General features: G+C 68.1%; 28 protein-coding genes. 14 read left to right on the top strand and 14 right to left on the bottom strand.

Going from position 1 to position 26557, the window contains the following annotated elements; genetic code table 11:
• Positions 1 to 67: 67 nt before the first annotated feature.
• Together DPV79_RS10880 and DPV79_RS10885 are read left to right on the top strand one after the other, a co-directional pair.
• On the top strand, positions 68 to 1099 hold the full coding sequence (locus tag DPV79_RS10880; RefSeq protein ID WP_113045421.1) for an AraC family transcriptional regulator: 1032 nt from the start codon (positions 68 to 70) through the stop codon (positions 1097 to 1099).
• 55 nt (positions 1100 to 1154) lie between these two features.
• The gene (locus DPV79_RS10885; RefSeq protein ID WP_059653792.1) at positions 1155 to 1664 is read left to right on the top strand and encodes a GNAT family N-acetyltransferase; all 510 of its coding nucleotides are present in this window, start codon (positions 1155 to 1157) and stop codon (positions 1662 to 1664) included.
• Positions 1665 to 1680: 16 nt separating this feature from the next.
• Here DPV79_RS10885 and DPV79_RS10890 read toward each other — a convergent pair whose 3' ends face one another.
• The 3 genes from DPV79_RS10890 to DPV79_RS10895 form a co-directional block, all read right to left on the bottom strand.
• Entirely contained in the window at positions 1681 to 2634 is a 954-nt protein-coding gene (locus DPV79_RS10890) for a CgnE/CgnB domain-containing protein (RefSeq protein ID WP_048020334.1), read from the bottom strand.
• 58 nt (positions 2635 to 2692) lie between these two features.
• Positions 2693 to 2815 carry a hypothetical protein gene (locus tag DPV79_RS43620; protein WP_021158412.1) on the bottom strand — a complete coding sequence of 41 codons (123 nt, stop codon included), beginning with the start codon at positions 2813 to 2815 and terminating at the stop codon, positions 2693 to 2695.
• A 388-nt stretch (positions 2816 to 3203) separates the two neighbouring features.
• Positions 3204 to 3659, bottom strand: coding sequence for an Lrp/AsnC family transcriptional regulator (locus tag DPV79_RS10895; RefSeq protein ID WP_059709839.1), 456 nt, complete (start codon positions 3657 to 3659; stop codon positions 3204 to 3206).
• Between the two features lie 117 nt (positions 3660 to 3776).
• Between DPV79_RS10895 and DPV79_RS10900 the strand changes: the two genes are divergently transcribed.
• Positions 3777 to 4322: an RBBP9/YdeN family alpha/beta hydrolase gene (locus DPV79_RS10900; RefSeq protein WP_113045422.1), complete on the top strand. Its 546-nt coding sequence runs from the start codon at positions 3777 to 3779 to the stop codon at positions 4320 to 4322.
• 166 nt (positions 4323 to 4488) lie between these two features.
• The gene (locus DPV79_RS10905; RefSeq protein WP_113045423.1) at positions 4489 to 5757 is read left to right on the top strand and encodes a YbfB/YjiJ family MFS transporter; all 1269 of its coding nucleotides are present in this window, start codon (positions 4489 to 4491) and stop codon (positions 5755 to 5757) included.
• Positions 5758 to 5768: 11 nt separating this feature from the next.
• Here the strand turns inward: DPV79_RS10905 and hpaC are convergent, their stop codons facing one another.
• Complete coding sequence (hpaC, locus tag DPV79_RS10910; protein ID WP_048020438.1) at positions 5769 to 6314, bottom strand: 4-hydroxyphenylacetate 3-monooxygenase, reductase component; 546 nt, start codon at positions 6312 to 6314, stop codon at positions 5769 to 5771.
• 353 nt (positions 6315 to 6667) lie between these two features.
• Here hpaC and DPV79_RS10915 point away from each other — a divergent pair, with 353 nt between their 5' ends.
• A complete protein-coding gene (locus tag DPV79_RS10915; protein WP_048020328.1) occupies positions 6668 to 7300 on the top strand; it encodes a response regulator transcription factor in 633 nt (210 codons plus the stop codon).
• Positions 7301 to 7432: 132 nt separating this feature from the next.
• On the opposite strand, the gene DPV79_RS10920 is transcribed toward DPV79_RS10915, so the two are convergent.
• From DPV79_RS10920 to DPV79_RS10940, 5 genes are all read right to left on the bottom strand, one after another.
• Positions 7433 to 8176 carry an SDR family NAD(P)-dependent oxidoreductase gene (locus DPV79_RS10920; RefSeq protein WP_021161076.1) on the bottom strand — a complete coding sequence of 248 codons (744 nt, stop codon included), beginning with the start codon at positions 8174 to 8176 and terminating at the stop codon, positions 7433 to 7435.
• Between the two features lie 59 nt (positions 8177 to 8235).
• Positions 8236 to 9360: an amidase gene (locus tag DPV79_RS10925; protein WP_060065010.1), complete on the bottom strand. Its 1125-nt coding sequence runs from the start codon at positions 9358 to 9360 to the stop codon at positions 8236 to 8238.
• A 31-nt stretch (positions 9361 to 9391) separates the two neighbouring features.
• The gene (locus DPV79_RS10930; RefSeq protein WP_059589485.1) at positions 9392 to 9925 is read right to left on the bottom strand and encodes a nuclear transport factor 2 family protein; all 534 of its coding nucleotides are present in this window, start codon (positions 9923 to 9925) and stop codon (positions 9392 to 9394) included.
• Positions 9926 to 9933: 8 nt separating this feature from the next.
• Positions 9934 to 10311 (bottom strand): hypothetical protein, encoded by a 378-nt coding sequence (locus tag DPV79_RS10935; protein ID WP_021161073.1) that lies wholly within the window; start codon positions 10309 to 10311, stop codon positions 9934 to 9936.
• A 113-nt stretch (positions 10312 to 10424) separates the two neighbouring features.
• Positions 10425 to 11618 carry an acyl-CoA dehydrogenase family protein gene (locus tag DPV79_RS10940; RefSeq protein ID WP_021161072.1) on the bottom strand — a complete coding sequence of 398 codons (1194 nt, stop codon included), beginning with the start codon at positions 11616 to 11618 and terminating at the stop codon, positions 10425 to 10427.
• Between the two features lie 166 nt (positions 11619 to 11784).
• Here DPV79_RS10940 and DPV79_RS10945 point away from each other — a divergent pair, with 166 nt between their 5' ends.
• On the top strand, positions 11785 to 13332 hold the full coding sequence (locus DPV79_RS10945; RefSeq protein WP_060054523.1) for an ATP-binding protein: 1548 nt from the start codon (positions 11785 to 11787) through the stop codon (positions 13330 to 13332).
• 50 nt (positions 13333 to 13382) lie between these two features.
• Here DPV79_RS10945 and DPV79_RS10950 read toward each other — a convergent pair whose 3' ends face one another.
• The 3 genes from DPV79_RS10950 to DPV79_RS10960 all read right to left on the bottom strand — a co-directional run bounded on the left by DPV79_RS10950 (position 13383) and on the right by DPV79_RS10960 (position 15732).
• Positions 13383 to 13769, bottom strand: coding sequence for a tautomerase family protein (locus tag DPV79_RS10950; RefSeq protein ID WP_113045424.1), 387 nt, complete (start codon positions 13767 to 13769; stop codon positions 13383 to 13385).
• A 179-nt stretch (positions 13770 to 13948) separates the two neighbouring features.
• Positions 13949 to 14452, bottom strand: a complete 504-nt coding sequence (locus DPV79_RS10955; RefSeq protein ID WP_060129544.1) for an aromatic-ring-hydroxylating dioxygenase subunit beta — start codon at positions 14450 to 14452, stop codon at positions 13949 to 13951.
• Complete coding sequence (locus DPV79_RS10960; RefSeq protein WP_048020316.1) at positions 14449 to 15732, bottom strand: aromatic ring-hydroxylating oxygenase subunit alpha; 1284 nt, start codon at positions 15730 to 15732, stop codon at positions 14449 to 14451. Before DPV79_RS10960 ends, DPV79_RS10955 begins: the two co-directional genes overlap by 4 nt.
• 322 nt (positions 15733 to 16054) lie before the next feature.
• Here DPV79_RS10960 and DPV79_RS10965 point away from each other — a divergent pair, with 322 nt between their 5' ends.
• The 8 genes from DPV79_RS10965 to DPV79_RS11005 all read left to right on the top strand — a co-directional run bounded on the left by DPV79_RS10965 (position 16055) and on the right by DPV79_RS11005 (position 23592).
• Positions 16055 to 17389, top strand: a complete 1335-nt coding sequence (locus tag DPV79_RS10965; protein ID WP_059484711.1) for an MFS transporter — start codon at positions 16055 to 16057, stop codon at positions 17387 to 17389.
• A gap of 270 nt (positions 17390 to 17659) precedes the next feature.
• Complete coding sequence (locus DPV79_RS10970) at positions 17660 to 18844, top strand: acyl-CoA dehydrogenase family protein (RefSeq protein ID WP_113045425.1); 1185 nt, start codon at positions 17660 to 17662, stop codon at positions 18842 to 18844.
• 38 nt (positions 18845 to 18882) lie between these two features.
• On the top strand, positions 18883 to 19404 hold the full coding sequence (locus DPV79_RS10975; RefSeq protein ID WP_059589592.1) for a flavin reductase: 522 nt from the start codon (positions 18883 to 18885) through the stop codon (positions 19402 to 19404).
• 3 nt (positions 19405 to 19407) lie between these two features.
• Positions 19408 to 20112: an ethyl tert-butyl ether degradation protein EthD gene (locus DPV79_RS10980; protein WP_113045426.1), complete on the top strand. Its 705-nt coding sequence runs from the start codon at positions 19408 to 19410 to the stop codon at positions 20110 to 20112.
• A 65-nt stretch (positions 20113 to 20177) separates the two neighbouring features.
• The gene (locus DPV79_RS10985) at positions 20178 to 21098 is read left to right on the top strand and encodes a LysR family transcriptional regulator (RefSeq protein ID WP_021161062.1); all 921 of its coding nucleotides are present in this window, start codon (positions 20178 to 20180) and stop codon (positions 21096 to 21098) included.
• Positions 21099 to 21190: 92 nt separating this feature from the next.
• A complete protein-coding gene (locus tag DPV79_RS10990; RefSeq protein ID WP_113045427.1) occupies positions 21191 to 22111 on the top strand; it encodes a LysR family transcriptional regulator in 921 nt (306 codons plus the stop codon).
• A 473-nt stretch (positions 22112 to 22584) separates the two neighbouring features.
• Entirely contained in the window at positions 22585 to 23346 is a 762-nt protein-coding gene (locus tag DPV79_RS43040) for a hypothetical protein (protein WP_208866715.1), read from the top strand.
• A gap of 9 nt (positions 23347 to 23355) precedes the next feature.
• A complete protein-coding gene (locus DPV79_RS11005; RefSeq protein WP_060065026.1) occupies positions 23356 to 23592 on the top strand; it encodes a hypothetical protein in 237 nt (78 codons plus the stop codon).
• Positions 23593 to 23798: 206 nt separating this feature from the next.
• Here DPV79_RS11005 and DPV79_RS11010 read toward each other — a convergent pair whose 3' ends face one another.
• Positions 23799 to 24779 (bottom strand): PDR/VanB family oxidoreductase, encoded by a 981-nt coding sequence (locus tag DPV79_RS11010; RefSeq protein ID WP_113045428.1) that lies wholly within the window; start codon positions 24777 to 24779, stop codon positions 23799 to 23801.
• Between the two features lie 156 nt (positions 24780 to 24935).
• The gene (locus DPV79_RS11015) at positions 24936 to 26333 is read right to left on the bottom strand and encodes a spinster family MFS transporter (protein ID WP_113045429.1); all 1398 of its coding nucleotides are present in this window, start codon (positions 26331 to 26333) and stop codon (positions 24936 to 24938) included.
• Positions 26334 to 26557 lie beyond the last annotated feature (224 nt).

Raw genomic sequence — 26557 nt, forward strand, 5'->3', positions numbered from 1 at the left:
ACCAATGCTGCTTCGGGACAATTGTTTTAGTATTTGGGCCAAATCGGCGCTTCGAGGGTTTCTCCGCATGAGCTTCTGGGATTTCACCCGGAGTCCGGCCAGCGCCCGGCTGCTGGTCGATTTCGGCGACGAACGCGGCGTGCCGCACGCGACGCTGCTGGCCGGCACGGGGCTCGCCAACGCGCAGCTCGACGATCCGAAGGTCGAGGTGACGGCCGCGCAGGAACTGCGGCTGACCGGCAACCTGCTGCGCGCGCTCGGGCGCGCGCCGGGCCTCGGGTTCGAGGTCGGCCTGCGCTACCACTTCTCCGCGTACGGCGTGTGGGGTTACGGGCTGATCGCGAGTGCGACCGCGCGCGACGCGCTCGCGCTGGCGATGCGCTTCCTGCCGCTCACCTACGCATTCACCGTGATCACGTATCGTGAAGAGGACAGCACGTGCGTGCTCAGTTTCGGCTCGCCGGAACTCGATGGCGCGCTGAGCCGGTTCCTCGTCGAGCGCGACATGTCGGCGGCGGCCGTATTGCTGCGGGAAATCGGCGGCGACGCATTCGAGCTGTCGCGCTTCACGGTGCAGGCGACGCGCACGCCGTCCGCGCCGGTGCCGCGCATCGCCGGCGTCGAGCCGGTTTTTTCGGCGCGCGCGAACAGTCTCGCGTTCGATCGCGCGTTGCTCGACCGGCCGCTGCCGCACGCGAATCCGCTGACGGTGTCGATGTGCGAGCAGATGTGCAGCCAATTGCTCGAAGCGCGGCGCGCGCGGGTGGGCACGTCGGAGATGGTGCGCCAGTACCTGGGCGCGACGCCCGGCCCCGCGCCGTTCTCGCTCGAGGACATGGCGCGGCTGCTGAACACGAGCCCGCGCACGCTCAAGCGCCGGCTGCAGGAGGAGGGCACGACGTTCCGGGCGCTGCTCGCGCAGGCGCGCGGCGCGATGGCCGAGACGCTGCTCGGCGATGCACGCCTGTCGCTCGCGGAAGTGGCCGAGCGGCTCGGCTTCAGCGACCTGTCGAGTTTCTCGCAGGCGTTCAAGCGCTGGTACGGCGTGCCGCCGGGCGCGTATCGCAGCGCGGCGCAACGGGACGGCGGCCGTTCCTGAATCACGCCACGATCGCTGGCTGTGCGGCCGGCATTCCAATCAAGAGAGAACCCGCATGATCACGATTCGCCCGATGACCGACGACGATTTCCCGCGCTTCTGGCCGACCTATCGCGCCATCGTCGCTGCTCAGGAAACCTATGCATTCGATCCCGATGCGACACCCGAAGCGGCGCGCGCGTCATGGCTCGATGCGCCGCTCTGCACGTGGATCGCCGAGGAGGACGGCGTGGTACTGGGCTCGTACTACCTGAAGGCGAACGCGGCCGGCCCCGGCAATCACGTGTGCAATTGCGGCTACATGGTGAGCGAGGCCGCGCGCGGCCGTGGCGTCGCGCGCCTGATGTGCGAGCACTCGCAGCAGGTTGCGCGCGAGCGCGGTTTCCTCGCGATGCAGTTCAACTCGGTCGTTTCGACGAACGAGGTGGCGGTCGCGCTGTGGCAGAAGCTGGGATTTGAAATCGTCGGGCGCCTGCCGCGTGCATATCGTCACGCGCGGCTCGGGTTCGTCGATTGCCTCGTGATGTTCAAGTGGCTCGGCGACACACCCGCCGCCCGAGCCTGAGCGCGCAACGGCCGAATCAGACGGCGAACGCGCCGTCGAACACGATCCGGTCGTCGAGCGCGAGCGTGCCGCGCGCGAAGATCAGGTCGAGATGGTGGCTGCCGTTTTCGCCGCCGCCGAGCCCGAGGTGCAGGCCCGGATGACGTTCCTCGAACCCCGCGTTGCGGCCGTACAGCCCGCGAATGCCGAGGTTCGTGCCGATGCCGAATTCCTCGATCCGCCGGTGATTCGGATGCCGGTCGAGATAGGCCGAGAAATCGCGCCGGAAGCCCGTGTCGTCGGTATCGAAACCGACGATCGTGCTGTTCTCGACCTGCAGCGTCGCGAGCCGCTCGGCCACCTTGTACTTGATCGCGAACGGCACGGTGCCGAGAAACGTGCCGCTGAAGACGATCGTGCCGTTGAGATCGGTCACGTGCGTCGCGATCTCGCCGGGCACGACGTCGAGGTTGCCCATTCCGTCCACGCTCGTCCATTTCTGGTCCGGCGCGAGCGAGCCCGCCAGCGTGTTCCCGGCTTCGTCGATGAAACGGATCTGCGATGCGCGCGCGGCCGCGTCGATCAGCCGGCCGTTGCGTGCCGCGATGTCGTCGAGCGATTCGGCGAACGCCTCGTCGAGATGCGGGCCGTAATCCTTGAACAGCACCGACTTGCTCCAGTGCTCGACGATCGCCGGGCGGATCGCGGCGAGGAACGGCGGCCCGCTCGGCGACGGTGTCGGCAGGCACGACGAGTCGTACAGCAGCACGAACAGGTCGGCTTCATCGAGTGCGGCGGTGATATCGGCGGGCGGGGTGCTTTCGAGGCAGAGGGTCGTGGCGTCGAGTGAATCGGGCAGGGCGGCAAATGCGCGCAACGCGATGTCGCGGTTGCGGGTGTCGTGACCGACCAGCAGTTTTCCCGATTCGCCGCGCGCCAGTTTGTCGCGCAGCGCGGGGTGGAAGCCGAGTGCGCGGTGCAGGTTCAGCATGCGTGTCTCCGGAAGCGGCGGAAGGGCCGCGGCCCTTCCGCGAGAACGGGTGGCCCGCTCAGACCGGCCAGAGCGCGGTGCCGAACGGCACCACGGCGTCCTCGACCATCATGTCGATGGCCTCGGGGTGCGTGTCTTCCTGCATCCAGTCAAGCAATTCGATCTGCTGGGTGTCCTGCATGTCAATTCTCCTGTGGTGAACATGAGTGTTTCAACATGAAAGCGCGGCTAAAAAGTTGCCACTCCTCATCAGGCATTTCGTGAATGCCGGATGAGTGGCGTTGATATTAGTCTGACGAATTTGCGAATGCAATGCGTTGCAAGGATTTTAGCCTCGGCGTGCTAAACAACGCGGGATGACGACACACGTGTGGTAAAAGGCGGGTAAAGAGAGCGACGGATTCAATGTCATTTTTTCAATGAAATGAATCGCAATCGATGTATCGTATTCGGCGAATTTTTATCGGAATTTAGATAGCCTCGATCATGGCGACCGACGTCGTGCGCGGAAGCGATGCATACGAAGGCATCGCCGGTCGGTGCGGGCGTGTCGGCGGCCCGATGCCGTGTCAGCCGAGCAGCGCCTTGCCGAGCGGTTTGGCCGGCTCGGAGCGGAGCACCAGCGACGTCGTGACCGCGCCGAAACGGGCAATCGCGTCGATGATGGTTTCCAGTTGTCCCGGTGTCGGCACGAGTACCTTCAGCAAGAAGCAATCGTCGCCGGTCATCCGGTGAACCTCGATGACGTGCGGCATCTCGGCGAATGCGCGCAGCGCGGGCTTGATGTGTTCGTGTGTCGTCTTCAGCCGAATGATGGCCATCATCCCCAACCCCAGCGCCGCCGGGTCGATTCGCGCGCCGTAGCCGGCGATGATGCCGCGTTCTTCCAGCCGCTTGACGCGCTCCGACGTCGCCGGCTGCGACAGCCCGATGCGCCGGCCCACCTCGGACAGCGGCATCCGCGCGTTTTCCTGTAGTGCCTCGAGGATCGAAAGATCCAGGCGATCGAGCTCTCCATTCGACATGTCCGTTCTCCCGCTCCGTTAATTCATCGGCATATTGTCTCAATAACCGATGACTTGCCATTCCCGGCCGGTTTCCGGCGGACGAGACTGAGCGCTCGCCTGTTCATGGAGACGGAGATGGAGCAAACGATCGTGATCGTGCCGGGGATCGGCAACTCGGGACCGGATCATTGGCAGAGCCACTGGGAGGCCGCGATTCCGGGCGCCATCCGCATGGCGCCCGCGTCATGGGATGCCCCCGACCTGCGCGACTGGATGGCGGCGCTGGATGAAGCCGTCGCGCAAGCCGCGGCGCCGCCGGTGTTGATCTGCCATTCGCTGGGGTGCCTGCTGTTCGCGCACTGGCGCGCGGCGTCGGCGCGCGTCGTGCGCGGCGCCTGGCTCGTTGCGGTGCCCGATCCGGGCGGCCCGCGTTTTCCGGCCGCGGCGCGTGCGTTCGCGAACGTGCCGGGCGGCGATTTCGGCGGTTTGCCGGTGCTGGCGATCGCCAGTTCGGACGACGGGTACGACCCGTCCGGGCGCGGTATCGCATGGGCGAGCGCACGTGGCGCGACGCCGCTGCGGCTCGGCCCGCGCGGCCACCTGAATGCGGAAGCGGGATTGGCGCAGTGGCCGGAGGGGCGTGCGTTGCTGACGGCCTTCGTGGCCGGATTGCCGCGCTAGCGCCGGCAAGCGGCTGCCGTCCTTCCACGCGTGCTTGCCCGTGACGGCTCAAGTATGATCGGTCGACAGAATCGGAAGCCTCGACGGACAGTCGGGACCGGCGCGTGCGAAACGCCGGTTCCGTCGCGTCGACTCCCCCGGCTTCGAACGACAAAGGAGACACGCGATGCGCGCAGCGCCGCAACCGAAGCCCACCGGCCCGTCGCAGCCGGACACCGGCGCGACCCGCCATACCCCCGAACGTGACCCCGATCGCATGGCCGCGTGGCGGCTCGCGATCGGCCTGTCGCTCGGCAGCGCGATCGCGCTCGGCCTCGCGCGCTTTTCGTATGCGCTGCTGCTGCCGCCGATGAAGGCCGATCTCGGCTGGACCTTCGCGCAAGCGGGCGCGCTGAACACGGCGAACGCGGCCGGCTACCTGATCGGTGCGCTCGGGTTTCCGTTGCTGTCGCGGCGCTGGCGCGCGGGCACGCTGCTCGCGGCCGGGTGCATGCTGACCGCGTTGCTGATGGCCGCGTGCGGGCTCACGTCCGGCACGCACGCGCTGCTCGTGCAGCGGCTCGCGACCGGCGTCGGCAGTGCGCTGATCTTCATCAGCGGCGGCGTGCTGGCCGCGCGGCTCGCGTCGGCGTCGCCGCGCGATGCGGGCCTGCTGCTCGGCCTCTACTACGGCGGCACCGGATGGGGCATCGTCGCTTCGTCGCTGCTCGTGCCGGCGACGCTCGCGCAGGGCGTACATGGCTGGCAGCCCGCGTGGTTCGCGCTCGCGTTCGCATGTGCGCTGTTCTCGGCGGTGGCCGTGTCGGCCGCGCGCCGCATCGAGCGCGTGCACGCGGCACCCGCCGCGCCGCGCGACGGTGCGGTGCCGGCGGCGACCGCGAGCCCCGTGCGATTCGCCCTCGCGCTGGCCGGCTACGGCCTGTTCGGCGTCGGCTACATCGGCTACATGACGTTCATCGTCGCGCTGCTGCGCGGCGCGGGAATGAGCGGCACGGTGGTCGCCGCGTTCTACGTGATGCTCGGCGTCGCGACCGTCGTCTCGGCACGGCTGTGGTCGGGGCTGCTCGACCGGATGCGCGGCGGCCAGGCGCTGGCCGTGCTCAATGCGCTGCTCGGCATCGCGACGCTGATGCCGGCGATGTTCGTGCATCCGGTTGCCGCGTTCGCGTCAGGCGTGCTGTTCGGCGCGACGTTCCTGTCGGCCGTCGCGTCGACGACGGCCTTCGTGCGCCACAACCTGCCGCCCGACGGCTGGGCGAAAGGGATCAGCGCGTTCACGACGGTCTTCGCATTCGGGCAGATCGCCGGGCCGGTCGCGATCGGCTGGGTGTCGGACAGCGCGGGGCTCGCGCGCGGGCTCGTGTATTCGGCGCTGACGCTGTTCGCGGGTGCCGCGCTCGCGGCCGGGCAGCGCGCGTTGCGGGCCGCCGCGTAGTCACGCGCGATTCACCGCACGCACGCCGTGCGCGATACGCGATGAAACGCACGGCCGAAGTAGATCAGGCTGTCGCCGTCGTCGCGCACGCGGATCGACGTCGCCTCGATGAACATCACCGAATGCGAGCCGACTTCCTTCATGTCGGCGATCGTGCCCTGCAGGCTCGCGAGCGCGTCGCGCAGCACGGGCACGTCCTGCTCGCCGCGATCCCACACGGGCAGTTCGAAGCGCCGGTCCATCGGCAGCTCGGTGAGCCCCGCGAAGTGCCGCGCGAGCTGTTCGTGTTCGGCCGGCAGCACGTTGATGCAGACGTGGCGATTGCGTTCGAACGTCGCATGCATCGCGCTCGACCGGTTGAGGCACACGAGCAGCGTCGGCGGCGTGTCGGTGACGGAGCACACGGCGCTCGCGGTGATCCCGCAGCGGCCGTGCGGCCCGGCGGTGGTGATCACGTTGACGGCCGCGCCGAGGTGGGCCATCGCTTGCCGGAAGGCCTTCTGCGCGTCGGTCGGCTCGACGCGTGCCGGTCGCTGGATATCGGTCGTGGAAGACATGGGCGCTCCTGGTTGGACGAGAGCGGCGATCATGCGGCGCTGCGGGTGCAGCGCCTGATCGCCGACGATGACCCAAGCGTACGTCGCGAAAAGGCGGACGACCATTCGCACGATTGACGATGGAGATGGCGTTCTCGCCAACGCGTCTAAAGGTTCTACCTAGGTACGCGGGGCGACGCGCGAAAAAAACCGGGAATGTGCGTTCGTGCGGCCCGAGAAGGGGTTTTCAGCGGGTTTTCGGCTCGTTATGATGTGCCGCGCATCCCCAGCGAACGACGTGCGCGACGCGCCGGCAACCGGCCCCGTAGGCGGCGCGTGCGATACCCATACCGATATTCAGCGAGACCCCCGCGATGACGTCACCCGCACCGATCGTATACATCGTCGACGACGACAGCGGCATGCGGACGTCGCTCGCCTGGCTGCTCGAATCGGTCGGGATCGCGTCCGAGGGGTTCGCGAACGCCGCGGATTTTCTCGCGCGCTTCGACGTGAACCTGCCCGCGTGCCTGGTGCTCGACGTGCGGATGCCGGAGAAGAGCGGCTTCGACGTGCAGGCCGAACTGAACGCGCGGGGCGCGACGCTGCCGGTGATCTTCGTCAGCGGGCACGGCGATATCCCGATGTCCGTGCGCGCGCTGCAGAACGGCGCGATCGATTTCGTCGAGAAGCCGTACAACTCGCAGCAGATGCTCGAGCGCGTGCAGCGCGCGCTGCGGCTCGCGCAGCAGCGGCACGCGGTGAGCCAGCGCCACCGCGAGCTGCGCCAGCGGCTCGATGCGCTGACCGCGCGCGAGAAGGAAGTGCTGCGCGGCGTGGTGGACGGCAAGGGCAGCAAGCAGATCGCGTCGGATCTGTCGATCAGCGTGAAGACCGTCGACGTGCATCGCGCGAGCATCAAGGAGAAGCTCGGCGCGACGTCGATCGCCGCGCTCGTGCGGGACGTGATGGTCGTGTGGGGCGACGACGGGGAGCCGTCGCGATAGGGGGCTGCGGGGTCGCCGACGTTGGCTTGCTCGCACGAGTTTCATACGTGTCCTGCGCGAGTAGCGCACGAGCCCTGCACGAGTCCTGCGCGCGCCACCGCTCGGCAGCGCGCAAGCGATGCAGCCCACCGCTCAGCGCATGTACAACCCGCCGTTGATGTCCCAGCACGCGCCGTTCGCGAAGTGCGCGTCGCCCGACGCGAGCAGCACGGCCGCATCCGCCACGAAACCGGCCGACCCGAGCTTGCCGCCCGGCAGGCTCGCGAGCACCTGGCGCAGTTTCTCCGGCGCGACGCTTTCATGCACGATCGGCAAATCGAGCGGGCCCGGCGAGATCGCGTTGACGGTCACGCCCCGCGCGGCGAGATCGCGTGCGAACACCTTGGTCAGCGTCAGCGTGCCGCCCTTCGCGGCCGCGTAGTGCGCGCCCGTTGCCGAGCCGCCGTTCTGGCCGGCGAGCGATGCGATGTTGACGATGCGGCCCGCACCACGTTCCGCGAAATACTGGCCGAACACCTGGCAGCCGAACAGCACGCTGCGCAGGTTCACGTCGATCACCTGGTCGAACTGCTCGGCCGTGATCTCCATCGCGGGCACAACCTTCGATGCGCCCGCGTTGTTCACGAGCACGTCGATCGTGCCCCAGCGCGCGACGAGCGCATCGCGCGCCGCTTCGAAATCGCGTTTCGACGTGACGTCGAGCGGCAGCGCGATCGCGCGTTCGCCGCCCGGGTCGAGTTCGCGCGCATGCGCATGAATGGCGTCGGCGGCGATGTCGGCCAGCGCGACGCGATAGCCGGCCGCATGGAAGCGGTCGGCGATGACGGCGCCGAGCCCGCGTGCGGCGCCGGTAACGAGGACGACTCGGTCTGACATGGTGCGTGATTCCCTGGTTCGCGGGCGTGTGAACGATGAAGCCGCGCCCGCTTCGTGGTTCATGCGGCGAGGGCCGCTTCGAAGTGTGCCGCGATCGCGCAGACCCGCTCGTCCGCGCCCTTGCGCCCGACGATCTGCAGGCCCGCCTTCAGCGGCGAACCGGCCAGCGGCAGCGGCAGGCTGAGCGCCGGATGGCCGCTCAGGTTGAACGGCCGGATCAGCGACGACATCGCGATCACCGATACACCGTCGCGCGCCTGCTGCAGCGTGATCGGCAGCGCGGGCAGCGTCGGCAGCACGAGCACGTCCGCGAGTTCGAGCGCGGCGTCGACCTGCGCGGTGAAGCGTGCGCGTACGGCTTCGGCTTCCGCGAGAGCGGCGGGTGTCGTCGTCGCGGCGGTGCGCAGCCGCGCATCGAGATCGGCGCCAAGCTTGCCGGTGTCGACCAGGTGGCCGAACGCGCGCGACGTTTCCGCGTTGATCACGGTGAGCCCTGCCGCGAATGAAGCCGGCATTTCGTCGAGCACGAGCGCGTGCGAACGCAGGCCCGACGCGCGCACGGCCGCGTCGAGCGCGGCGGCGATCGCCGGATCGGCTTCGACGCGGATCTGCGCGATCGTGCAGCCCGCCACGGAGGCCGCCGCTTGCGCCCGATCGAAGCCCGGCGCGATCGCGGCCATCACCGCGGCCAGCGTGCGGATATCGCGTGCGAACGGCCCGACGCAATCGAGCGTGGTATCGGCCGGCGCGACGCCGCGCCGCGACACGCGGCCGAACGTCGGCTTCAGCCCGGCCACGCCGCAGCAGGCGGCCGGCCCGCGAATCGAGCCGCCGGTGTCGGTGCCGAGCGCCGCGTCGACCGCGCCGAGCCCGACGAGCGAAGCGGAACCGCTCGACGAGCCGCCCGGGATGCGCGTCGCGTCCTGCGGATTGACGGGCGTGCCCGTGTAGTCGTTGATGCCGGTCATGCCGAACGCGAGCTCGTGCATGTTCGCCTTGCCGGCGATCTGCCAGCCCGCGTCGAGCAGCAGGCGGACGACGTCCGCATGTTGCGCGGCCGGCGGTGCATCGGCGAGCGCGCGGCTCGCCGCGCGGGTCGGATGGCCCGCGATGTCGATCGTGTCCTTGATCGCGATCGTGGGGCCCGGGCCGCCGAGCGTGAAGGTGTCGATGAAGCCTGTCATGGTCGATAGCGTGCGGAAGCGGTGGAAAGCATCAGGGCCGTGGCGCGGCGGCGAGCGGCCACGGGCCGTCGAGCACGCGTTCGGTGCGAAAGTGCCGGATCAGCCAGGTCGCCCCGTCGCCGGCCGGCATGAAATCGACGGTCAGCCGCGCGGCGATCAGCTCGGCCGTGCCGTTCGCGTAGCGCGACGCCTGCAGCATGATCCAGCGGCCGCGCGCGCTCGTGTTGCCGGCGCCGATCTCGATCGACTCCGACGTCAGGAAGTGCAGGTTCGCCGAGAAATGCGGATCGGGCGGCAGGTAGCGGCCCAGCATCGCGACGATCGCGGCCGTGCCTTCGAGGCGGCCGAACTTCTGCGCGTATTGAGGGCCGATGCCTTCCCACACGGCGTCGGGTGTGAACAGCCCGGCGAGCGACGGGCCGTCGCCGGCATCCTCGGGCACGTCGCACAGCGCCATGTAGCGCGTGATCGTCGCGCGCACCGCGCGCTCGGCGTCGAGCGCCGCCACGCGCTGCGCGAGTGCGTCGATCAGGCCGGGGGACGAGCTGCGAGACAGGTCGGTCATCGCGCGCCTCACGACGCGGGTTTCGCGGCCGGCGGCACGGTCAGCGCGCGGCCGACCCGCGCTTCGATCTTGCCGTAGCGCCACAGGTTGTATTCGCCGACCGGCGTCGTGCGATACAGGTTGCACACGGCGACCGTCGTGTCGAAATCGGCGACGTCGGCCATGATGTAGAAGGTCCACGGCGCGCCGTCGGCCTGGCCGACCACGAGGCGGTCGTCGTCCATCACGCCGAGCACGCGCACGCCGGGCATCGCCTCGACGGCGGCGAGCATCGCGCCGTACGCCTGCCACACTTCGCCGATCTTCTCGCGCGGCAGGTCGAAGAAGTTCTGCGACACGCCGCAGCAGAACAGGACACGCAGCGGCAGCGGATTCGAATCGGACATCTCGGGTTCTCCAGGGGAAACGGTTGGGCGCATGCGCCGGCCGGTAGCGGTGCTTCGGCATCGGCGCCATGCGCGTTCGGGAAACAGCGCGGCCCAGGCGCGGGTTGCGCGGGTTACAGGTAGCCGGGAAACGGCGTGACGCCGGTGAACACCGCGCCCGCGCCGTCGAAGTTGCCTTCCGCGAGAAACGCGTGCTGCGTGACGACCATCGCGTCGCGCAGCAGCCGCTGAAGCGGATGCGTGCGATAGATCGCCGCCGTGCCGCCGAGGCGGTACGCGCGTTCGACGACGCTCGCGCCTTCGCGTGCGATATGCGTGGCCGCGAGCCGCAGCAGGCTGACCTGGTCGGGCGTCACGGGGTTGCCCGCGAGGATCGATTGCCACACCGTGTCGGTTGCGTCGTAGAAGAACGCGCGTGCCGAGCGCAGCTGCGCTTCGGCCTTCGCGAGCTCGATGCGGAAATACGCGCGATCGGCGAGGCGCGGCGCGCCGGTCGTCGTCTGCCGGCCGCCCGACATGCGGTTCGCGACGTCGAGCGCCGCGCGCGCGAGGCCGAGATTGACGACGGCCAGCACCTGCGCCGCATACGCGACGGTCGGGTAGCGGTACAGCGGCTCGTCGACGGTCGGCTCGCCGCCGCGCACGAAGGTCCACGCTTCGGGCACGAAGCGGTCGTCGACGCGCAGGTCATGGCTGCCGGTGCCCTGCATGCCGACCACGCTCCAGTTCTCGACGATCTCGACATCGGCCGCGCGGAACACGGCCGTGCGCGGCTTGTTCGGCGCGGCGTCCTGCGCGCCGGGCACGGCGATGCCGACGCCGAGCCAGTCGGCACCCTTGCAGCCGCTCGCGAATTTCCACGTGCCGTTCACGCGCCAGCCGCCCGGCGCGGCCTGCGCCGGCTGCACCGGGAACAGGCCGCCCGCGAACACCTGGTCGGGGCCGCTCGCGTACAGCTCGGCCTGGGTCTCGAGCGGCAGCGCGGCGAGATAGACGTTCGCGGAGCCGAAGCTCGCGACCCATGCGGCCGAACCGTCGGCGGTCGCGATCCGTTCGATCATGTCGAGGAAGGCGGTCGGCGCGAGCGCGTCGCCGCCGAAGCGGCGCGGCGTGCCCGCGCGATAGATGCCGGCCTGCCTGAACAGCGCGATCACGTCGCGCGGCACGTGCGACAGGCGATCGAATTCGTCGCGGCGCGCGGCGACGGTTTCGATCACGGCGTCGAGCGGCGACAACCGCGCGGCCGCGGTGCCTGCCACGGGCTGGGAGGACGGCGCGGGTTCGATGGCGAGGGCGGCTTGCGGCATGGTTGTCTCCTGGACGGATAGGGGTTCGGATGCGGGGCGGCATGCGTGCTGTCTCGGGTGGCAACACGACGATGCAACCAGTCTAGAAACGCCGAAAACACGCAGCAATTGGTGCGTTGGGCCGCGCGACTGGTGAGGTTCCGTGCCGGCCTAAAGAAATCTTCAGATGCGATCGGCGCGCGCCGGTGCTATGTTGGCTTTCCGGCCGCGCGACGCCGCGCGCCTTCATCCGAAGCCGATCATGAGTTTCCCTGACGAAGACGATTTCCACCGGCTGCTCGACGCGCTGACCACCTGCGTGCTGCTGCACGACGCGCGGACGAAGGCGATCGTGTGGGCGAACCGCGCCGCGTGCATCGCGCTCGGTTTTTCCGTCGAGGAACTGCTGCCGCTGAAGGCGCCGGACATGACGCGTCCCGAGCCGAAATACCAGCGCGAGATCGCCGTGAGCGCATGGGATCGCGCGCTCGTCGACGGGCCGCAGGTGTACGAATGGTGCTACCGGTCGCGCACGGGCGTCGACATGCTGTCCGAGGCGACCGCCACCTACGTGCCGCTGCGCGGGCGCGACGTCGTGATGGTGCAGTTCCGCGACATCAGCGCGGAAGAGGCGGTGCGCCAGCAGTTGCGCCGCTACGAGGCGCGGCTGCGCGAATTCATGCAGGATCTCGACGAAGGTATCGCGGTCGTCACGCCGCGCGGCGGCGTGCAGTTCATCAGCGAGTCGGGCCGCCGCGTGCTCGGGCTCGCGCCCGACGAAGCGCTCGGCGAGGTGCTCGACTACTGCTCCGAGGCCGATCGCGACCGGCTCGTCGCGCAATTGCACGATGCGCCGTCCGCGTGCCCGTCCGCGCCGCAGCGCTACCGGATCGTGCGGCGCGACGGCTCGCCGTGCTGGCTGCGCATCCTGTGCCGGCAGGTCGAGATCGAGGGCGATCTCGACGGGCTGCTCGTGCAGTTCCGCGACGTGAGCGACGAGGTCGCGATCGAGGACGCGCGCCGCGCCGAAGCGCGCATGCTCGAACACGCGGGCCGCTACAACGCGATGGGCGAGATGGCGAGCGTGATCGCGCACGAGCTGAGCCAGCCGCTCGCGGCCGTGCGCAATTTCATCGAAGGGGCGGTGCAGCGGCTGAACGGGCGCGGCGCGATCGACGACGCGATCTGGGGGCTGCGCAGCGCGGACCGCCAGGCCGAGCATGCGGCGCTGATCATCAAGAGCGTGCGCGAATTCATCGTGAAGCGCGAGCCGGTCGTCGCGCTCGCCGACCTGCGCGACATCCTCGCGGACGTCGCGTATTTCATCGAGCTGCGTGCGAAGGATGCCGGCGTGACGGTCGCGATCGTGCAGGCCGATGCGCCGCTGCCGATCCGTTGCGAGCGCGTGCTGATCGGGCAGGTGATCCTGAATCTCGCGTTCAATGCGATCGAGGCGTTCGCCGGTTGCGAACGCGTGCCGCGCATGCTGACGCTCGGCACCGCGAACGTGGCCGGGCACGCCGAGCTGCGCGCGATCGACAACGGCCCCGGCATCGCGGCCGGCGCGCACGGCCGGTTGTTCGACGGCTTCTCGTCGTCGAAGGCCGGCGGCAACGGGATCGGATTGTCGCTGTGCAAGAGCATCGTGACGCGCCACGGCGGCCTGATCGGCGCGAGCCCGGCCGAGGGCGGCGGGCTCGACTGCCGCGTGACGCTGCCGCTCGCCGACGGGTGAGCGCAACCGCGTCGGTGTGTCGCGGCGAGGCGGCGACGCGCGATGCATGGTCAGCGCCCCAGCGCCCGCGCGGTCTGGCCGTCGATGCCGAAGTCCGTGTTCGGAATGTCCTTGATGATCACGCGCGTCGCCTGCAGCGGCGCGTCGAGCACGTTCGCGCCCACGTCGGACAGCGCGGCGATCAGCGCGCGTTTCTGTTCGTCGGTGCGGCCGGCGATCAGGATCGCGACGATTACCGGCAGCGACGGCGGCGCGCCGTCCGCGGCGCTGCGCCCGCCGAGGCCGATATGTGTCGCGGGCAGTTCGGTGAGCAGCACGCGCACGGATTCGATGGGTGCGCCGATCGCGTCGACGGTCGCGATGCTGAGCCGTGCGATCAGTTCGGCCTTGCGCGCGTCGTCGTGGCCGGCCGGCAGGAAAACTTCGAGTGTGGGCATGGTCGTCCGGAAAGGTGAAGGTGACTGGCTCACCGTTGCGCGGGCGACGGCGAACCGGTGGCCGTTCAAAGGTGAAGGTGACCGGCTCACCTTTGTGTGGGCGACGGCGAGCCGGCAGCCGCTCACAGGTGAAGGTGCCCGGCTCACCATTGCGTTGGCGACGGCGAACCGGCCACGGCTCACAGCAGGAAGCCGATCGCGCTGAGCGCTTCGGTCGAGTCGATCAGGCGCACGACCTTTTCGGCAATCCGCATCTCGCCTTCGGCATCGACGTGCAGCTTGTGCGTGACGTCGGCCGCGAACAGCGTCGCGACGCCGCGCTTGTACGCGACGACGACCTGCGCCGATTTCAGCCCGACGGTGCCGGCGCTGCCGCTTTCCAGCGTGAAGCGCGACACGGTGCGCACCGTGCGCGCCGCGTCGGCGGCCGACGCCGAGTAGCCGGACACCATCCGCTGCACGCGCTTCTCGCGCATGTCCTGGTCGTCGAATACGTAGTTCAGCGTCGCCGCGAAATCGGTCGTGTCGGGATCGATCGGCACCACGTAATGGCCGGCCGGATCCCACAGGTCGAGCCATGCGCGATAGTCGCGGCGGTCGAGCATCTCGGCTTCGCGCCACACGAATTGGACCGCGCGGGCGAAGGTCTGCTCGGAAAAGAGGGCGTTGCGGTCGTCCATCATTGCTGCTCCATCATCTTGCGCCATTGCTGGTAGGCCTCGCGCATCCCGGTTTCGTCGGTCGCATGGGCGGTCTTTTCGCCGTTCGCGGCGGTCGTCTCGCGGTTCAGCCCGCGATTCACGAGGATCGGCACGTCGGGGCCCGCGTGCGCGCCGCGCTGCACGCGCTCCCACGCTTCCGCGTCGTCGGGGCTCCCGAAACCGAACGGGCCCTGGAAGTGCTCGTGAATGCGCAGCCGTTCGCGGTTCGCTTCGTCGGGGCCGCCGTCCATCGCGAGCGCGACGTGCCGGATCTCGGTTTCGTTCGCCGCGATCGGCCGCAGCACGCGGAAGAACGCCATCGACAGCGCGAGGTTCGGGAACAGGTTCAGGTTGAAGCCGACCCCCATCAGCGAGCGCACGATGCGGCGCACTTCGTCCGGCGAGTGGCGCTCGGCGAGCTTCGCCGCGAGCGGCGCGAAGCGCTCGGGCAGCGGTGCGCCGTCGTCTTCGTCGAGGTCGATCAGCTCGGGCATCAGCACCGCGAGGCTGTGGCCGTTGCCGAGCCCGCGGCAGAACGCGTCCTCGCTCGTCATGAAGCTCGTGATCGCGGCGGCCGTCTCGTCGTCGATCGACTTCATCCACGACTTGTGCACGACCGGGAAGTGATAGAGGTCGGTCGTGTTCTCGAGCTGGATCTTCCAGTTGCCCTTGAACTTGAACTTGTGCTCGCCGTTCGCCTTGATCGGGTAGCCGGCGCCCTGTTTCATGAACAGGTCGATCCACGGCTTTGCGCCGCCGAGGAAATCCTCGAGCGGCTCGATCGTGTCGTTGAAGCTCGCGAAGACCAGCCCCTGGTACACGCCGACGCGCAGCTTCACGAGCGGCAGGTCGCCTTTCTCGCACACGCCTTCGTAGCCGTCGCCGTAGGGCAGCGCGCGCAGCGTGCCGTCGAGCGCGTACGACCAGCTGTGATACGGGCACGTGAAGCCCTTTGCGTTGCCCTTGTGCGATTCGCAGACGGTCGCGCCGCGATGACGGCAGCGGTTCTGCAGCACGTTGATCTCGCCGGTCTTGTCGCGCACGACGATCACCGGCTGGCGGCCGATCGTCGTCGTGATGAAGTCGCCCGGGTTCGGCAGCTCGCTCTCGTGTGCGACCCAGATCCAGGTGCGGTAGAAGATGCGCTCGAGCTCGGCTTCGAACAACGCGGGATCGTGATACATCGCCGGTGCGATGCGGTCGGGTTGCGCGAGGCCGTGCAACGCGCTGGTGTCGATCGTCTGGTAGGGAATGTCGCTCATCGTTGTCGTGGGGAAAAAGTCGCGAGGAAGCGCAAGGCCCGGTCGGACGGACCTCGTGCGGATAGCGGAACCAGTTTCGTCGTCGCGATTCCATCCGTCAAATTGATCTAAAAAATGCAGTCAAATAAGCCGGATGAATAATTACGCGGGTGACTCGCGATGCGTCGCGACCATGCATGCGATTCATGGGCGGCATTTTTGGCGGGAATTTGACCGGGTCCGGCTGCGCTCTTATCGTGGTCGGACGCAGTGAACAGATTCGATCGCGGACCTGCCGCCGGATGCCGGACCGGCAGGACAACTGACTCTATTCGGACTCCACATGAACTCATCGGCGCCCCTGTCTGCGGTTGCGTTGCCCGCTTCCCGCAGCACGCATTCGGTTCGACGCGCGGTCACTACGGCCGTGCTCGGGCAGGCACTCGAATGGTACGACTTCTTCCTGTACGGGACGGCCGCCGCGCTGCTGTTCGGCAAGCTGTTCTTTCCGGTCGGCAGCGATCCGCTGACCGGCACGATCGCGGCGTTCGGCGGCTTCACGGTCGGCTTTGTCGCGCGCCCGATCGGCGGCCTGCTGTGCGGGCACATCGGCGATCGTTACGGCCGCAAGACCGTGATGATGCTGACGATGTTGACGATGGGCGCGGCGACGGTCGGGATGGGGTTGTTGCCGACCTATCGAGAGATCGGCATCGCTGCACCGGTCGCGCTCGTCTTGCTGCGCGTGCTGCAGGGGCTCGCCGCGGGCGGAGAATGGAGCGGCAGCATCCTGCTGATCCACGAGAACGCGCCAGCCGGGCGGCGCGGCGCGCTGGCCGCGTGGAGCCCGTGCGGCGCGGCGTTCGGCTTCGTGTTGTCGACCGCCGCGTTCCTGCTCGTGCAGCAGCTGCCGGCCGCCGACGTCGAGCGCTGGGGTTGGCGCATCCCGTTCCTCGCGAGCATCGTGCTGGTCGGGTTCGGCCTGTGGATGCGCCGCTCGATCGGCGAAAGCGCGGAATTCGCCGAAGCGCGTTCGACGCAGAAGGCCAGCGCGACGCCGCTCGTCGACGTATTGCGCGAATGCCCGCGCGAGGTGCTGACGGTGTTCGGGCTGAGATTCGGCGAAGGCGCGGTGTCGTATCTGTTCTTCGCATTCTCGCTCGCATACGGGAAGTTCATCGGCCTCGATGCTTCGTGGCTGCTGAGCGGGCTCGTGATCTCGATGCTGCTGATGATTCCGGTGACGCTGTTCGCGGGCCGCCTGACCGATCGGGTCGGCCGCAAGCCGGTCTACCTGCTCGGCGCCGTCGCCGTCGTGCTGATCGCGTATCCGTACTTCACGCTGCTGCAGTCGGGCCGCTTCTCGCACGTGATCGTCGCGCTGATCCTGGCGAACAGCGTCGCGATCGGCATCCTCGAAGGCGCGCAGCCGGCGTTCATCAGTGAACTGCTGCCCGTGCACCTGCGCTTCTCGGGGCTCGGCATCGGCCGCGAAATGGCGTCGGTGCTCGGCGGCGGGCTGTCGCCGGTGATCGCGACCGCGCTGCTTGCGCATTACCGCAGCGCGACGCCGATCGTCATCTATCTCGTGATCCTCGGTGCGATCACGGTCGTCGCGACCTGCATCGCGCCGGAAACCCACCCGAAGGCGATGCGCGATGCAGCCCGCTCGCGCTGACCGTCGCCACGCCTTTCGTCTAGGGCCTGTTCACGCTAATAACGGGCTTGCGAACGTGCCTTTCCGCCCGCAGTGCAAGGAGTACGGAGCGCCGTTTGGCCGCGCCAAACGCCCCGAAGGAAGTCCCCTTGGGGGACAAGCGACGCACGACGCCGCAATGTGGGCGGAAAGGCACGTTCCCCTGTTTGGAACGATTTATTCGTGGGGCCAGCGCAAGCCCGTTATTAGCGTGAACAGGCCCTAAACCCTTCGCCCTTTCAGGAAGTCACCATGCAAGCCAATTCCGCCATTCGTGCCGTCGTGCCCGCGTCACCGCAACCGGCCGACCGCTCGCCGCTGCCTCTCGAGGCGGTGATCGCCGAAGTCGAACGCAGGCGCGACGAGTTCGACCGGCTGTCGCATGTGCCGCGCGACGTGATCGCGATGATGAAGCGCGCGGGCATCTTCCGCGCCGGCACGCCGGGCCGCTTTGGCGGCGACGCGCTGCCGCCACACGTGTTCCTCGCGATGCTCGAACGGATCGCGGTCGCCGACGGGTCGGCCGCGTGGGTCGCGGCATTCGGTTCGGCCAATACCTATCTCGCCGCGCTGCCGCTCGACACGCAACGCACGATCTATGCGGACGGTCCCGACCAGGTGTTCGCCGGTGGTCTGTACCCGCTGCAGCCGGCGCAGCGCGCGCCGGGCGGCTACCGCGTGACGGGGCGCTGGCGCTTCGCGAGCGGCTGCAAGGGCGCGGACTGGATCGGCGTCGGCATCGGCGGTGCGCCAGCCGACGGCGAGGCGCCGGGCAAGCCGTTCACGGCCGTGTTTCGCGCCGACGACGTCGAGATCGTCGAGAACTGGCGTGTGGTCGGCATGCAGGGCACCGGCAGTCACGATCTCGCGCTGAACGACCAGTTCGTCGACGAAGCCTGGACCTTCGTGCGCGGCGGCGAGCCGACCGTCGACGAGCCGCTGTACCGCTATCCGGCGGTCGCTTACCAGGCGCAGGTGCATGCGGCGGTCAACGTCGGCATCGCGCGCGCCGCGCTCGACCTGCTCACCGCCATGTCGGGCGCGACGAAGACGACGACCGGTGCGCCGCGTCTCGCCGATCGTCCGTACTACCGCGAGGGCCTCGCGAAGGCCGAGGCCGACTGGCGCAGCGCGCGCGCGTTTTTCTACGAGACGGCGGAGGCCGCGTGGGCGTCGCTGGCCGCCGGCCGGCCGGTGTCGCCGCAACAGGCCAACCTGCTGCGGCTGAGCGCGACGCACGCGGCGCAGGTGTGCGCGAAGGTCGTGATGCAGGCGTACCAACTGGCGGGCACGGCCGCGATCTATCGCGAGAACCGGCTGCAGCAACTGGTGCGCGATTCGATCGTGGTCACGCAGCACGCGTTTCTCGGCGAGGCGACCTATGACGGCTCCGGTGCCGTGTTTGCCGGCATCGCACCCGTGACACCGTATCCGTGACCGGCGATCGCGCCGATTCTTCGCAGCAGGAGCTCGAGATGAACGATGCAACGATCCACGACGACATGCGCCAGGACTTTCGCGAGGCGATGTCGCGCCTGCCGGCCGGCGTCAACGTCATTACCACCGACGGCGTGCACGGCCGCTGGGGCATCACCGCGAGCGCGGTGTGCTCGGTGACCGACACGCCGCCGACGATGCTGGTGTGCGTCAACCGCGGCAGCCGTGCGCACGACATCATGCACGGCAACGGGCGCGTCGCGATCAACCTGTTGCCGTCCGCGTGCCAGGAGGTCGCGAGGGCGTTCGCCGGCATGGCGCCGGGCGACACGCGTTTCGACGATGCGCGCTGGCGGGACGGGAAAACCGGCGTCCCGGTGCTGGCCGACGCGAACGTCAGCCTCGAAGGACGCATCATCGACAGCAAAACGGTCGGCTCGCATTCGGTGATGTTCGTCGAGGTCGACCATATCGCGCTGCATGCGGCGGCCGACGGGCTGATCTACTTCGGCCGCGCGTTCCACCGGCTCGCGCATCCGCTGGCCGCGCAGGCGGGGTGACGGATGGACATTTGCCTGTTCCTGATCGTCGATCGTGGTGGCGACGATGACGCCGGCGGGCCGCCACCGGGCCTCGATGATGCGATGGCGGCGCTGCGCGCGGTGCCCGGGCTGACGCGGCTGGTCGTGCATCGGCCCGCCGCGCTGGCCGCCGATCGCGCCGACCCCGTCGCGCGCCCGCCGTCGCCGGCATGCGTGGTGCAAGGCTACTTTGCCGAACTCGGCACGCTCGAAGCGATGCTTGCGCCGACGGGGGCCGCGCACGCGTGCGTCGCGCGTTGGCAGGCAGCCGGGCGGCGCGTCGTCCAGCAGGCGATGGCCGTACGCCCGATCCCGCTGGCCGGCCCGCGCGCGGCCGCGCAAAGCTGCACCTACCTCGTCAGCTACGACGGCGAAGCCGCGGACCCGAACGCGTGGCTGTCGCATTATCTCGATCATCATCCGCCGCTGATGGCGCAGTTGCCGGGCATCCGCGCGATCGAGATCTATACGCGCATCGATTACCGGACCGCGCTGCCGGTGCCGCGCGCGGATGCGATGCAGCGCAACAAGGTCGTGTTCGACGATGCCGGTGCGCTGGAGCACGCGCTGGCGTCGCCGGTCCGGCTGCTGATGCGCAGGGACTTCGACGCGCTGCCGCCGTTCACCGGCGCCACGCCACATTTCCCGATGACGAGCGATAGTTTTGAGATAACATCGATCGAGTAGTCGGCGCCGCGTCGCGCGATTGCGGGTCCGCCGCGTCGACGCCCCCGCCGCGGCTCACGAGCGCCATGACCCAATCCCGTCCGGTCGTCACCGACCTCAACCTGCTGCGCGTGTTTCTCGCGATCTCGGAGCTGCGCAGCCTGACCGCGGCCGGCGAGCGGCTCGGGCTCACGCAGCCGGCCGTCAGCCACGCGTTGCGGCGGCTGCGCAACCTGTTCGACGATCCGCTGTTCGTGCGCACGCCGACCGGCATGGCGCCGACCGACACGGCGCGCCAGCTGCACGGCCCGCTGACGCGCGCGTTCGGCATCATCGATCTCGCGGTGCAGCAGGTCGCGCACTTCGATCCGACCACCGCGAACCGCACCTTCCGGTTGTCGATGTCCGACATGTCGGAGTTCTATTTCCTGCCGCCGCTGCTGGCGAGGCTTGCGGACGTCGCACCCGGCATTCGCGTCGATATCGCGAGCGCAACCGTCGACGCGGTCGGCGCTGCGATGCGCAGCGGCGAGATCGATCTCGCGCTCGGCTACGTGCCCGATCCGGGACCCGGCTGCGTGAGCGAAACGCTGTTCTCGGACGAGCACGTGTGCATGGTGCGGGCCGGCCATCCGCTGCGCAAGCGCGCGCCGACGCAGGAGGACCTGACCGCGCTGCGCTACATCTACGCGAGCAGCAATGCGACCGGCCACCGGATGGTCGAGAAGTGGCTCGACGAGTTGCAAGTCGAGCGCACCGTCGTGCTGCGGCTGCCGCACTTCATCGTCGCGCCGGAGATCGTGCAGCACACCGATCTGGCGATCATCTTCCCGCGCAGCGTCGCCGAGCGCTTCAACCGCGGCCGCGCGTTCCGGATCTTTCCGTTGCCGTTCGTGCTGCCGCCGATCGAAATCCAGATGCACACGCACGTGCAGTTCGCGGCGGACCCGGGCATTGCGTGGCTGCGCGGCGTGATCCACGAGATGTTCCATCGCCCGGAAGCCTGACGGCGATTGCGCGCCCCTGCATAAAAATCCGCTTCACTGATTTAGAATGCGTTCACGCATCAATTTGACGAATAGTGATAGTGGAGGCGGTCATGACGTCGGTCGATCATCTCGATCTGAACCTGTTGCGCGTATTCCAGGCGATCGTCGAGGAACGCAGCCTGACGAAGGCCGGCGAGCGGCTCGCGTTGTCGCAGCCGGCCGTCAGCTATTCGCTCGGCCGGCTGCGCACGCTGTTCGACGATCCGCTGTTCGTGCGCACGCGCTCGGGCATGCAGCCGACGCCGGTCGCGCTCGAACTCGCGGGCATCGTCGGCAAGGCGCTCGACATGGTGCGCGTGGCGCTGCGCTACGCGGAGCGCTTCGATCCGGCGACCAGCACGCGTACGTTCCGGCTGTCGCTGTCGGATGCGGGGGAGATGGCGTACTTGCCCGCGATCTGCCAGGCGCTGCGCGAGCGCGCGCCGCGCGTGACGCTGAGCGTGCAGCCGCTGCCGGTGGAGGAGATCGAGGAAGCGCTGCGCGCGAGCCGGCTGGATTTTGCGATCGGCAACCTGCCGGAGCTGATGCCGCGCACGCGTCACCAGATGCTGTTCGAGGAAACCTACGTGTGCATGACGGGCCGCCGGCGCGGGTTGCCGAGCGGCGGCGCGCTGAGCCTCGAGCAATTCGTGCGCGCCGCGCACGTCAACGTGAAATCGGTCGAGCACAGCCACCACGCGCTCGACGACGCGTTGCGCGCGCAGGGCGTGGGCCGCAACATCGCGCTCGAGGTGCCGCACTTCGTCGCGCTGCCGAGCGTGCTGTCGGTCACGGATCTGTACGCGACGCTGCCGAAGCGGCTCGCGCAGATCCTGAATCGCGACAACGCGTTCCGCCTGTACGACCTGCCTGTCACGCTGCCGCCCGCGCCGGTGACGATGCACTGGCACGAGCACTTTCACGAGGACGAGGGCAACGCGTGGATGCGTGCGCTGCTTGCCGAGATCGTCGAGCGGTTCGACGACGCGTGACGGCCGGGGTGTGCGCGGCGGCTTCCGCGTGAGCGTGTCAGAGATCGAGGACGAGCACCGCCGAGCGCGCGCGCGACACGCAGCAGCAGATCACCGTGTTGCTCGCGCGTTCGGCCTTGCTGAGGCGGTACTCTAGTCGACCTGCCTGTTGGCGCAATTTGGCGCTACACCGAAGCCCATCCGATCGATCCGTTCATCGCACAACGCTTGGAGAAAGGGTGGAGGGTGCCGGGCCTCGCCGCGAAGTTGCAAGCGTCGCAGCAATGGCATGGCGAGCGCGCCGTTCAGGTGCGAGTTCGTGGCGCTGGCTGGTACGGCAATCGGTACAAGATGAAGCTTTGATCCATCGCGAGTACTCTGACCCGAAGCCGTCCGTCCGGACACTCTTGCTAAAGTATGGGCTTCGAAGTGCTGGGCCTAACGTTGAGAGAGCAACGTTATGTCCTGCGAAGCCGATACGGAGAACAGGATTCATGGCTTCAGTGACTATTGATCTGGGTTCTGGAAAGCGCGCTACGCTGACGCGCACGGCAGGTTCGGCCGGTGCAGTTCCTTCGGCTAGCCAACGCAGCGATATGTCCGATTTGATGTTGCACTGGCCGAAATACACAGGGCTGACCGCGAACGCGCTGACGTACCTTCGCCAACTTGGCCTAGACGCGTTCCAAGGCACGCCGCTCGATGCGCTCAAGGCAGCCATCGAAGATGGGCGCGTGGCGGTACAGATCGAACGACAGGCGGTTGGTGGTGGAGGCTCGGCTGGAGGTTCTCCCACAACCCCGCCATTCCCAAAAGCCAACAGGTTCGCCAGCGTGCCGGGAATGGCCGCGCTACCGGTCGACAAGCCCTTGCCTGGTTGGGCGACACCCAGCGATGTGTCTGCGGGCGAACTCATGAGCTATCTACAAAGTGTTGTTGCTGGCAGCGGTGCAGGTGGTGCGGCCGCGCTTGCGGGCGGCGCGGGCTTCGCTGATTCGACTTCGCTCAGCGAGGTATCTCCATTCGATTATTCGCCAGATGTCTTGGGAGACGCGGTTCAAGTCGCGGGCATCGACCGAGGCGATATGATGGCCTGCGACATCATCAAGGCCGAGTGCAAAGGCTCGGTGTTGCGCGAGTTCCCCGGCCAGTATCTGAATTCGACGCTCAACGAGATTCAAGGCGATGCGAGCGATGGCATCAAAGAGGCGCGTAAGGCGCTCAAGTTGCTCAACGATAACCGTTTCAAGAAATAGGTGCCCGACATGACCACAAACACATTGTTCGATCTGCTCGACCAGCTCGACTCCGCGAAGATTCACTACACCCTGAGCCGCAATCGACCGGATACGGTGCTGGTTTCGGTCACGGTGGTCGGGATGCGGGTAGAGGTGGACGTGTTCCGAGACGGGCACACCGAGGTCTGCATCTTTCGCGGCACGGAGGAGCCCACGGACGATGCCAATGCACTTGAGCAGATCATCGAAGCGAATCGGGATTGACCGCTGAACGCCGCGCCCGGTGCATCGCGCAGATAAGCCGGGCGATACGGACGAACGGATTAACCGACCGTGAAGACTGACGTGATACGCGGGGAGGGGCTGCTGCGGCCGGGCTGGCCTGAGAGACTCACGGTCAATTCCGTATGACTGTCCGTACACGTTTCGTATCAAACAGTCATATTGGCCGTAAGTCATTGTAGGGCGCGTCAGAGATCGAGGACGAGCACCGCCGAGCGCGCGCGCGATACGCAGCAGCAGATCACCGTGTTGCTCGCGCGCTCGGCCTTGCTCAGGCAGTGATCGCGATGATCGGGTTCGCCGTCGATGACGGGCACCATGCAGGTGCCGCATACGCCTTCGCCGCATGATGTATCAACTTCGACGCCGATCCGCGCGAGCGCGTCGACGATCGACGTGTCGGGCGTGACGCGCACCGATTGCCCGCTGCGCTGCAGCCGGACTTCGAAGCCTTCCGCCTGAGCGGCATCCGCGGTGGTGACGGCTGAGGACGGTTCCGCCGCGAAGCGTTCGAGATGAATCGCATCTCCCGGGATGCGCTCGGCCGCGGCTGCGACAACGGCATCCATGAACGGCCCGGGGCCGCACGTATAGACATGCGCTTTCAGATCGATCGACGCGATGCAGCGGCCGAGTTCGGCCACGAGCGCATCAGGCTCGACGCCGTAGTGGAACGTCACGTGCGACGCGAACGGCTCGGCCGACAGTTCGTCGACGAAGGCCGCGTGCTCGCGGCTGCGCGCGAAGTAATGCAACCGGTAGCGCGCGCCGCGCCGGTGCAGTGCATACGCCATCGACAGCAGCGGCGTGATGCCGATACCGGCCGCGATCAGCACGTGCTCGCTCGCGTCATCCGTCAGACGAAACAGGTTGCGCGGCGTACCGATCGACAGCTCGGCGCCAACCTGCACATCGTCGTGCAGCGAACGCGAGCCGCCGCGCGACTGCGCTTCCTTCTTCACCGCGAACAGATAGCTGCCGCGCTCGTCGGGGTTGCCGCACAGCGAGTATTGCCGCGTGACGCCGGACGGCGCGGTGACGTCGATATGGGCACCGGGTTCGTACGCGTCGAACGGCTGGCCGTCGATGCGCGAAACCCGGAAACAGCGGATGTCCTGCGCCGCGTCGATCAGCGCGTCGATCCGGACCTGGTGGCGGTTCGCTTGCATGGGAAATTCCGTGGGGTATGAGGAAAGCGGCGCGGCAGACACCGCGCCGTCATGCGATCGAGAATAGGGACGGGCATCGCATAAATCAAATCGATTAAAAAGCGATGCATGAATCAGTGGGATGGATGATGGTCGGCGTCGGAGCGTGCCCGTCGTTCAGCGCGCGGCGATTGCGTTGCCCGCCTCGGTTGCCTGCGGTGCCGCTGCCGACGCATGGCCGCGTTCGCGATCGAGGCTGCGGCGATAGTGCCGGCAGCCGGCGGCGAGCAGCAACGCGGCGAGCGTGGCCGCCGCGACGTTGACGATCGACATCGAATGGCCGACCGCCGCCGGCGCGCCGAACACGCGATCGGTGAACAGCGCGACGACGGTCGTACCGATCCCGAGCGCGATCAGGTTCGACACGAGCAGGAACAGCGCGGAGATCTGCGCGCGCATCTGGTTCGGCGCGAGCGTCTGCATCGCGGCGGTCGAGGTCGGCATCGGGAACGACGCGAAGAACATCGCGACGACGAGCATCGCGAGCGAAGCGGGCAGCGAGTCGAGTTGCGTGAACAGCGTCGCGGGAATCACCATGCACGCGGCGCCGATCGCGCCGGCGCGCATCGGCGCGTCGCCGCGGCCGCGTCGCAGCAGCCAGTCGTTGAGCCAGCCGCCGCAGAACACGCCGGCCGTGTTCGCGACCAGCAGCACGATGCCGAGCGTGTAGCCGGCTTCGACGGCCGTCATCCCGAAGCAGCGGATATAGAACGCGGGCGTCCAGCTCAGCAGGCAGTACAGCGTCATCGCGTAGAACGAGAAGCCGAGGTAGTGGCACGCGAAGGTCGCGCGATGCGTGCCGACGAAGCGCAGCGAATCGCGCATCGAGACGCGCCGCACGGCGCCAGAGCGATCCTGCGCGAGCCCCTTGCGCTGCGGGTCGCGCACGGTCGCCGCGAACAGCAGCGCGACCAGCAGCCCCGGCAGCCCGACGATCAGGAACGTGACCTGCCACGCATGCACCTGTCCGACCACCGGCAGCGTGAACGCGCTCGCATGCTTGAGCAGCGCGATCACGTAACCGCCGATCAGGAACGCGACGCCGCCGCCGATGAACGAACCGAGCGAATACACGGCGATCGCGCGCCCGAGCTTCTCCTTCGGAAAGTAGTCGGCGAGCATCGAATACGCGCCGGGCGACAGTGCGGCCTCGCCGACGCCCACGCCCATGCGCGCGATGAACATCTGCACGAAATGCTGGCTGAGGCCGCACGCGGCGGTCGCGACGCTCCACAGCGCGATGCCGAGCGAGATGATCCGCGGGCGCGCGTAGCGATCGGCGAGATACGCGACCGGCAGCCCCATCACCGCATAGAACAGCGAGAACGCGAAGCCGTTGAGCAGGCTGAACTGCGTGTCGGACAGGTGCAGGTCGCGCTTGATCGGCTCGATCATCAGCACGAGGACCTGGCGGTCGACGAACGAAAAGACGTACGCGAGCATGCAGATGACGACGACATACCATTCGTATGTATAGCGCTTGCCGTCGGCAGCGCGGGCCGTGGATGCGGACATGCGGATTCTCCAGGAGCGGGCGGTGGATAAGCGCGGCATCGGCCTCGCGGGCCGGGCGCCGTCGCGGCGCGAAAGCGTGCGGAGGGCACGTGTCGGAGACGCAGCGTAGTCGGCCAAATCCGGCCGCCATAGCCGGAGTGACAGCCGCGCCACACGGGCATCTACCGACCCGGATAAAGAAAACACCAGGGTTGCGCGCCCTGGCCGCCGCGCGGCGCGCTTGC

The sequence above is a fragment of the Burkholderia reimsis genome (assembly GCF_003294055.1).
GTDB classification, from domain to species: domain Bacteria; phylum Pseudomonadota; class Gammaproteobacteria; order Burkholderiales; family Burkholderiaceae; genus Burkholderia; species Burkholderia cepacia.

Coding starts and splice junctions, on each gene's coding strand:
- DPV79_RS10880 (WP_113045421.1), top strand. CDS start 68: ATGAGCTTCTGGGATTTCACCCGGAGTCCGGCCAGCGCCCGGCTGCTG.
- DPV79_RS10945 (WP_060054523.1), top strand. CDS start 11,785: ATGCGATCGGCGCGCGCCGGTGCTATGTTGGCTTTCCGGCCGCGCGAC.
- DPV79_RS10980 (WP_113045426.1), top strand. CDS start 19,408: ATGGACATTTGCCTGTTCCTGATCGTCGATCGTGGTGGCGACGATGAC.
- DPV79_RS10890 (WP_048020334.1), bottom strand. CDS start 2,634: ATGCTGAACCTGCACCGCGCACTCGGCTTCCACCCCGCGCTGCGCGAC.
- DPV79_RS10895 (WP_059709839.1), bottom strand. CDS start 3,659: ATGTCGAATGGAGAGCTCGATCGCCTGGATCTTTCGATCCTCGAGGCA.
- DPV79_RS10960 (WP_048020316.1), bottom strand. CDS start 15,732: ATGAGCGACATTCCCTACCAGACGATCGACACCAGCGCGTTGCACGGC.
- DPV79_RS10990 (WP_113045427.1), top strand. CDS start 21,191: ATGACGTCGGTCGATCATCTCGATCTGAACCTGTTGCGCGTATTCCAG.
- DPV79_RS10900 (WP_113045422.1), top strand. CDS start 3,777: ATGGAGCAAACGATCGTGATCGTGCCGGGGATCGGCAACTCGGGACCG.
- DPV79_RS11005 (WP_060065026.1), top strand. CDS start 23,356: ATGACCACAAACACATTGTTCGATCTGCTCGACCAGCTCGACTCCGCG.
- DPV79_RS10955 (WP_060129544.1), bottom strand. CDS start 14,452: ATGATGGACGACCGCAACGCCCTCTTTTCCGAGCAGACCTTCGCCCGC.
- DPV79_RS10970 (WP_113045425.1), top strand. CDS start 17,660: ATGCAAGCCAATTCCGCCATTCGTGCCGTCGTGCCCGCGTCACCGCAA.
- DPV79_RS10940 (WP_021161072.1), bottom strand. CDS start 11,618: ATGCCGCAAGCCGCCCTCGCCATCGAACCCGCGCCGTCCTCCCAGCCC.
- DPV79_RS10905 (WP_113045423.1), top strand. CDS start 4,489: ATGCGCGCAGCGCCGCAACCGAAGCCCACCGGCCCGTCGCAGCCGGAC.
- hpaC (WP_048020438.1), bottom strand. CDS start 6,314: ATGTCTTCCACGACCGATATCCAGCGACCGGCACGCGTCGAGCCGACC.
- DPV79_RS10930 (WP_059589485.1), bottom strand. CDS start 9,925: ATGACCGACCTGTCTCGCAGCTCGTCCCCCGGCCTGATCGACGCACTC.
- DPV79_RS43040 (WP_208866715.1), top strand. CDS start 22,585: ATGGCTTCAGTGACTATTGATCTGGGTTCTGGAAAGCGCGCTACGCTG.
- DPV79_RS10925 (WP_060065010.1), bottom strand. CDS start 9,360: ATGACAGGCTTCATCGACACCTTCACGCTCGGCGGCCCGGGCCCCACG.
- DPV79_RS10975 (WP_059589592.1), top strand. CDS start 18,883: ATGAACGATGCAACGATCCACGACGACATGCGCCAGGACTTTCGCGAG.
- DPV79_RS10935 (WP_021161073.1), bottom strand. CDS start 10,311: ATGTCCGATTCGAATCCGCTGCCGCTGCGTGTCCTGTTCTGCTGCGGC.
- DPV79_RS11010 (WP_113045428.1), bottom strand. CDS start 24,779: ATGCAAGCGAACCGCCACCAGGTCCGGATCGACGCGCTGATCGACGCG.
- DPV79_RS10950 (WP_113045424.1), bottom strand. CDS start 13,769: ATGCCCACACTCGAAGTTTTCCTGCCGGCCGGCCACGACGACGCGCGC.
- DPV79_RS10915 (WP_048020328.1), top strand. CDS start 6,668: ATGACGTCACCCGCACCGATCGTATACATCGTCGACGACGACAGCGGC.
- DPV79_RS43620 (WP_021158412.1), bottom strand. CDS start 2,815: ATGCAGGACACCCAGCAGATCGAATTGCTTGACTGGATGCAGGAAGAC.
- DPV79_RS10965 (WP_059484711.1), top strand. CDS start 16,055: ATGAACTCATCGGCGCCCCTGTCTGCGGTTGCGTTGCCCGCTTCCCGC.
- DPV79_RS11015 (WP_113045429.1), bottom strand. CDS start 26,333: ATGTCCGCATCCACGGCCCGCGCTGCCGACGGCAAGCGCTATACATAC.
- DPV79_RS10920 (WP_021161076.1), bottom strand. CDS start 8,176: ATGTCAGACCGAGTCGTCCTCGTTACCGGCGCCGCACGCGGGCTCGGC.
- DPV79_RS10885 (WP_059653792.1), top strand. CDS start 1,155: ATGATCACGATTCGCCCGATGACCGACGACGATTTCCCGCGCTTCTGG.
- DPV79_RS10985 (WP_021161062.1), top strand. CDS start 20,178: ATGACCCAATCCCGTCCGGTCGTCACCGACCTCAACCTGCTGCGCGTG.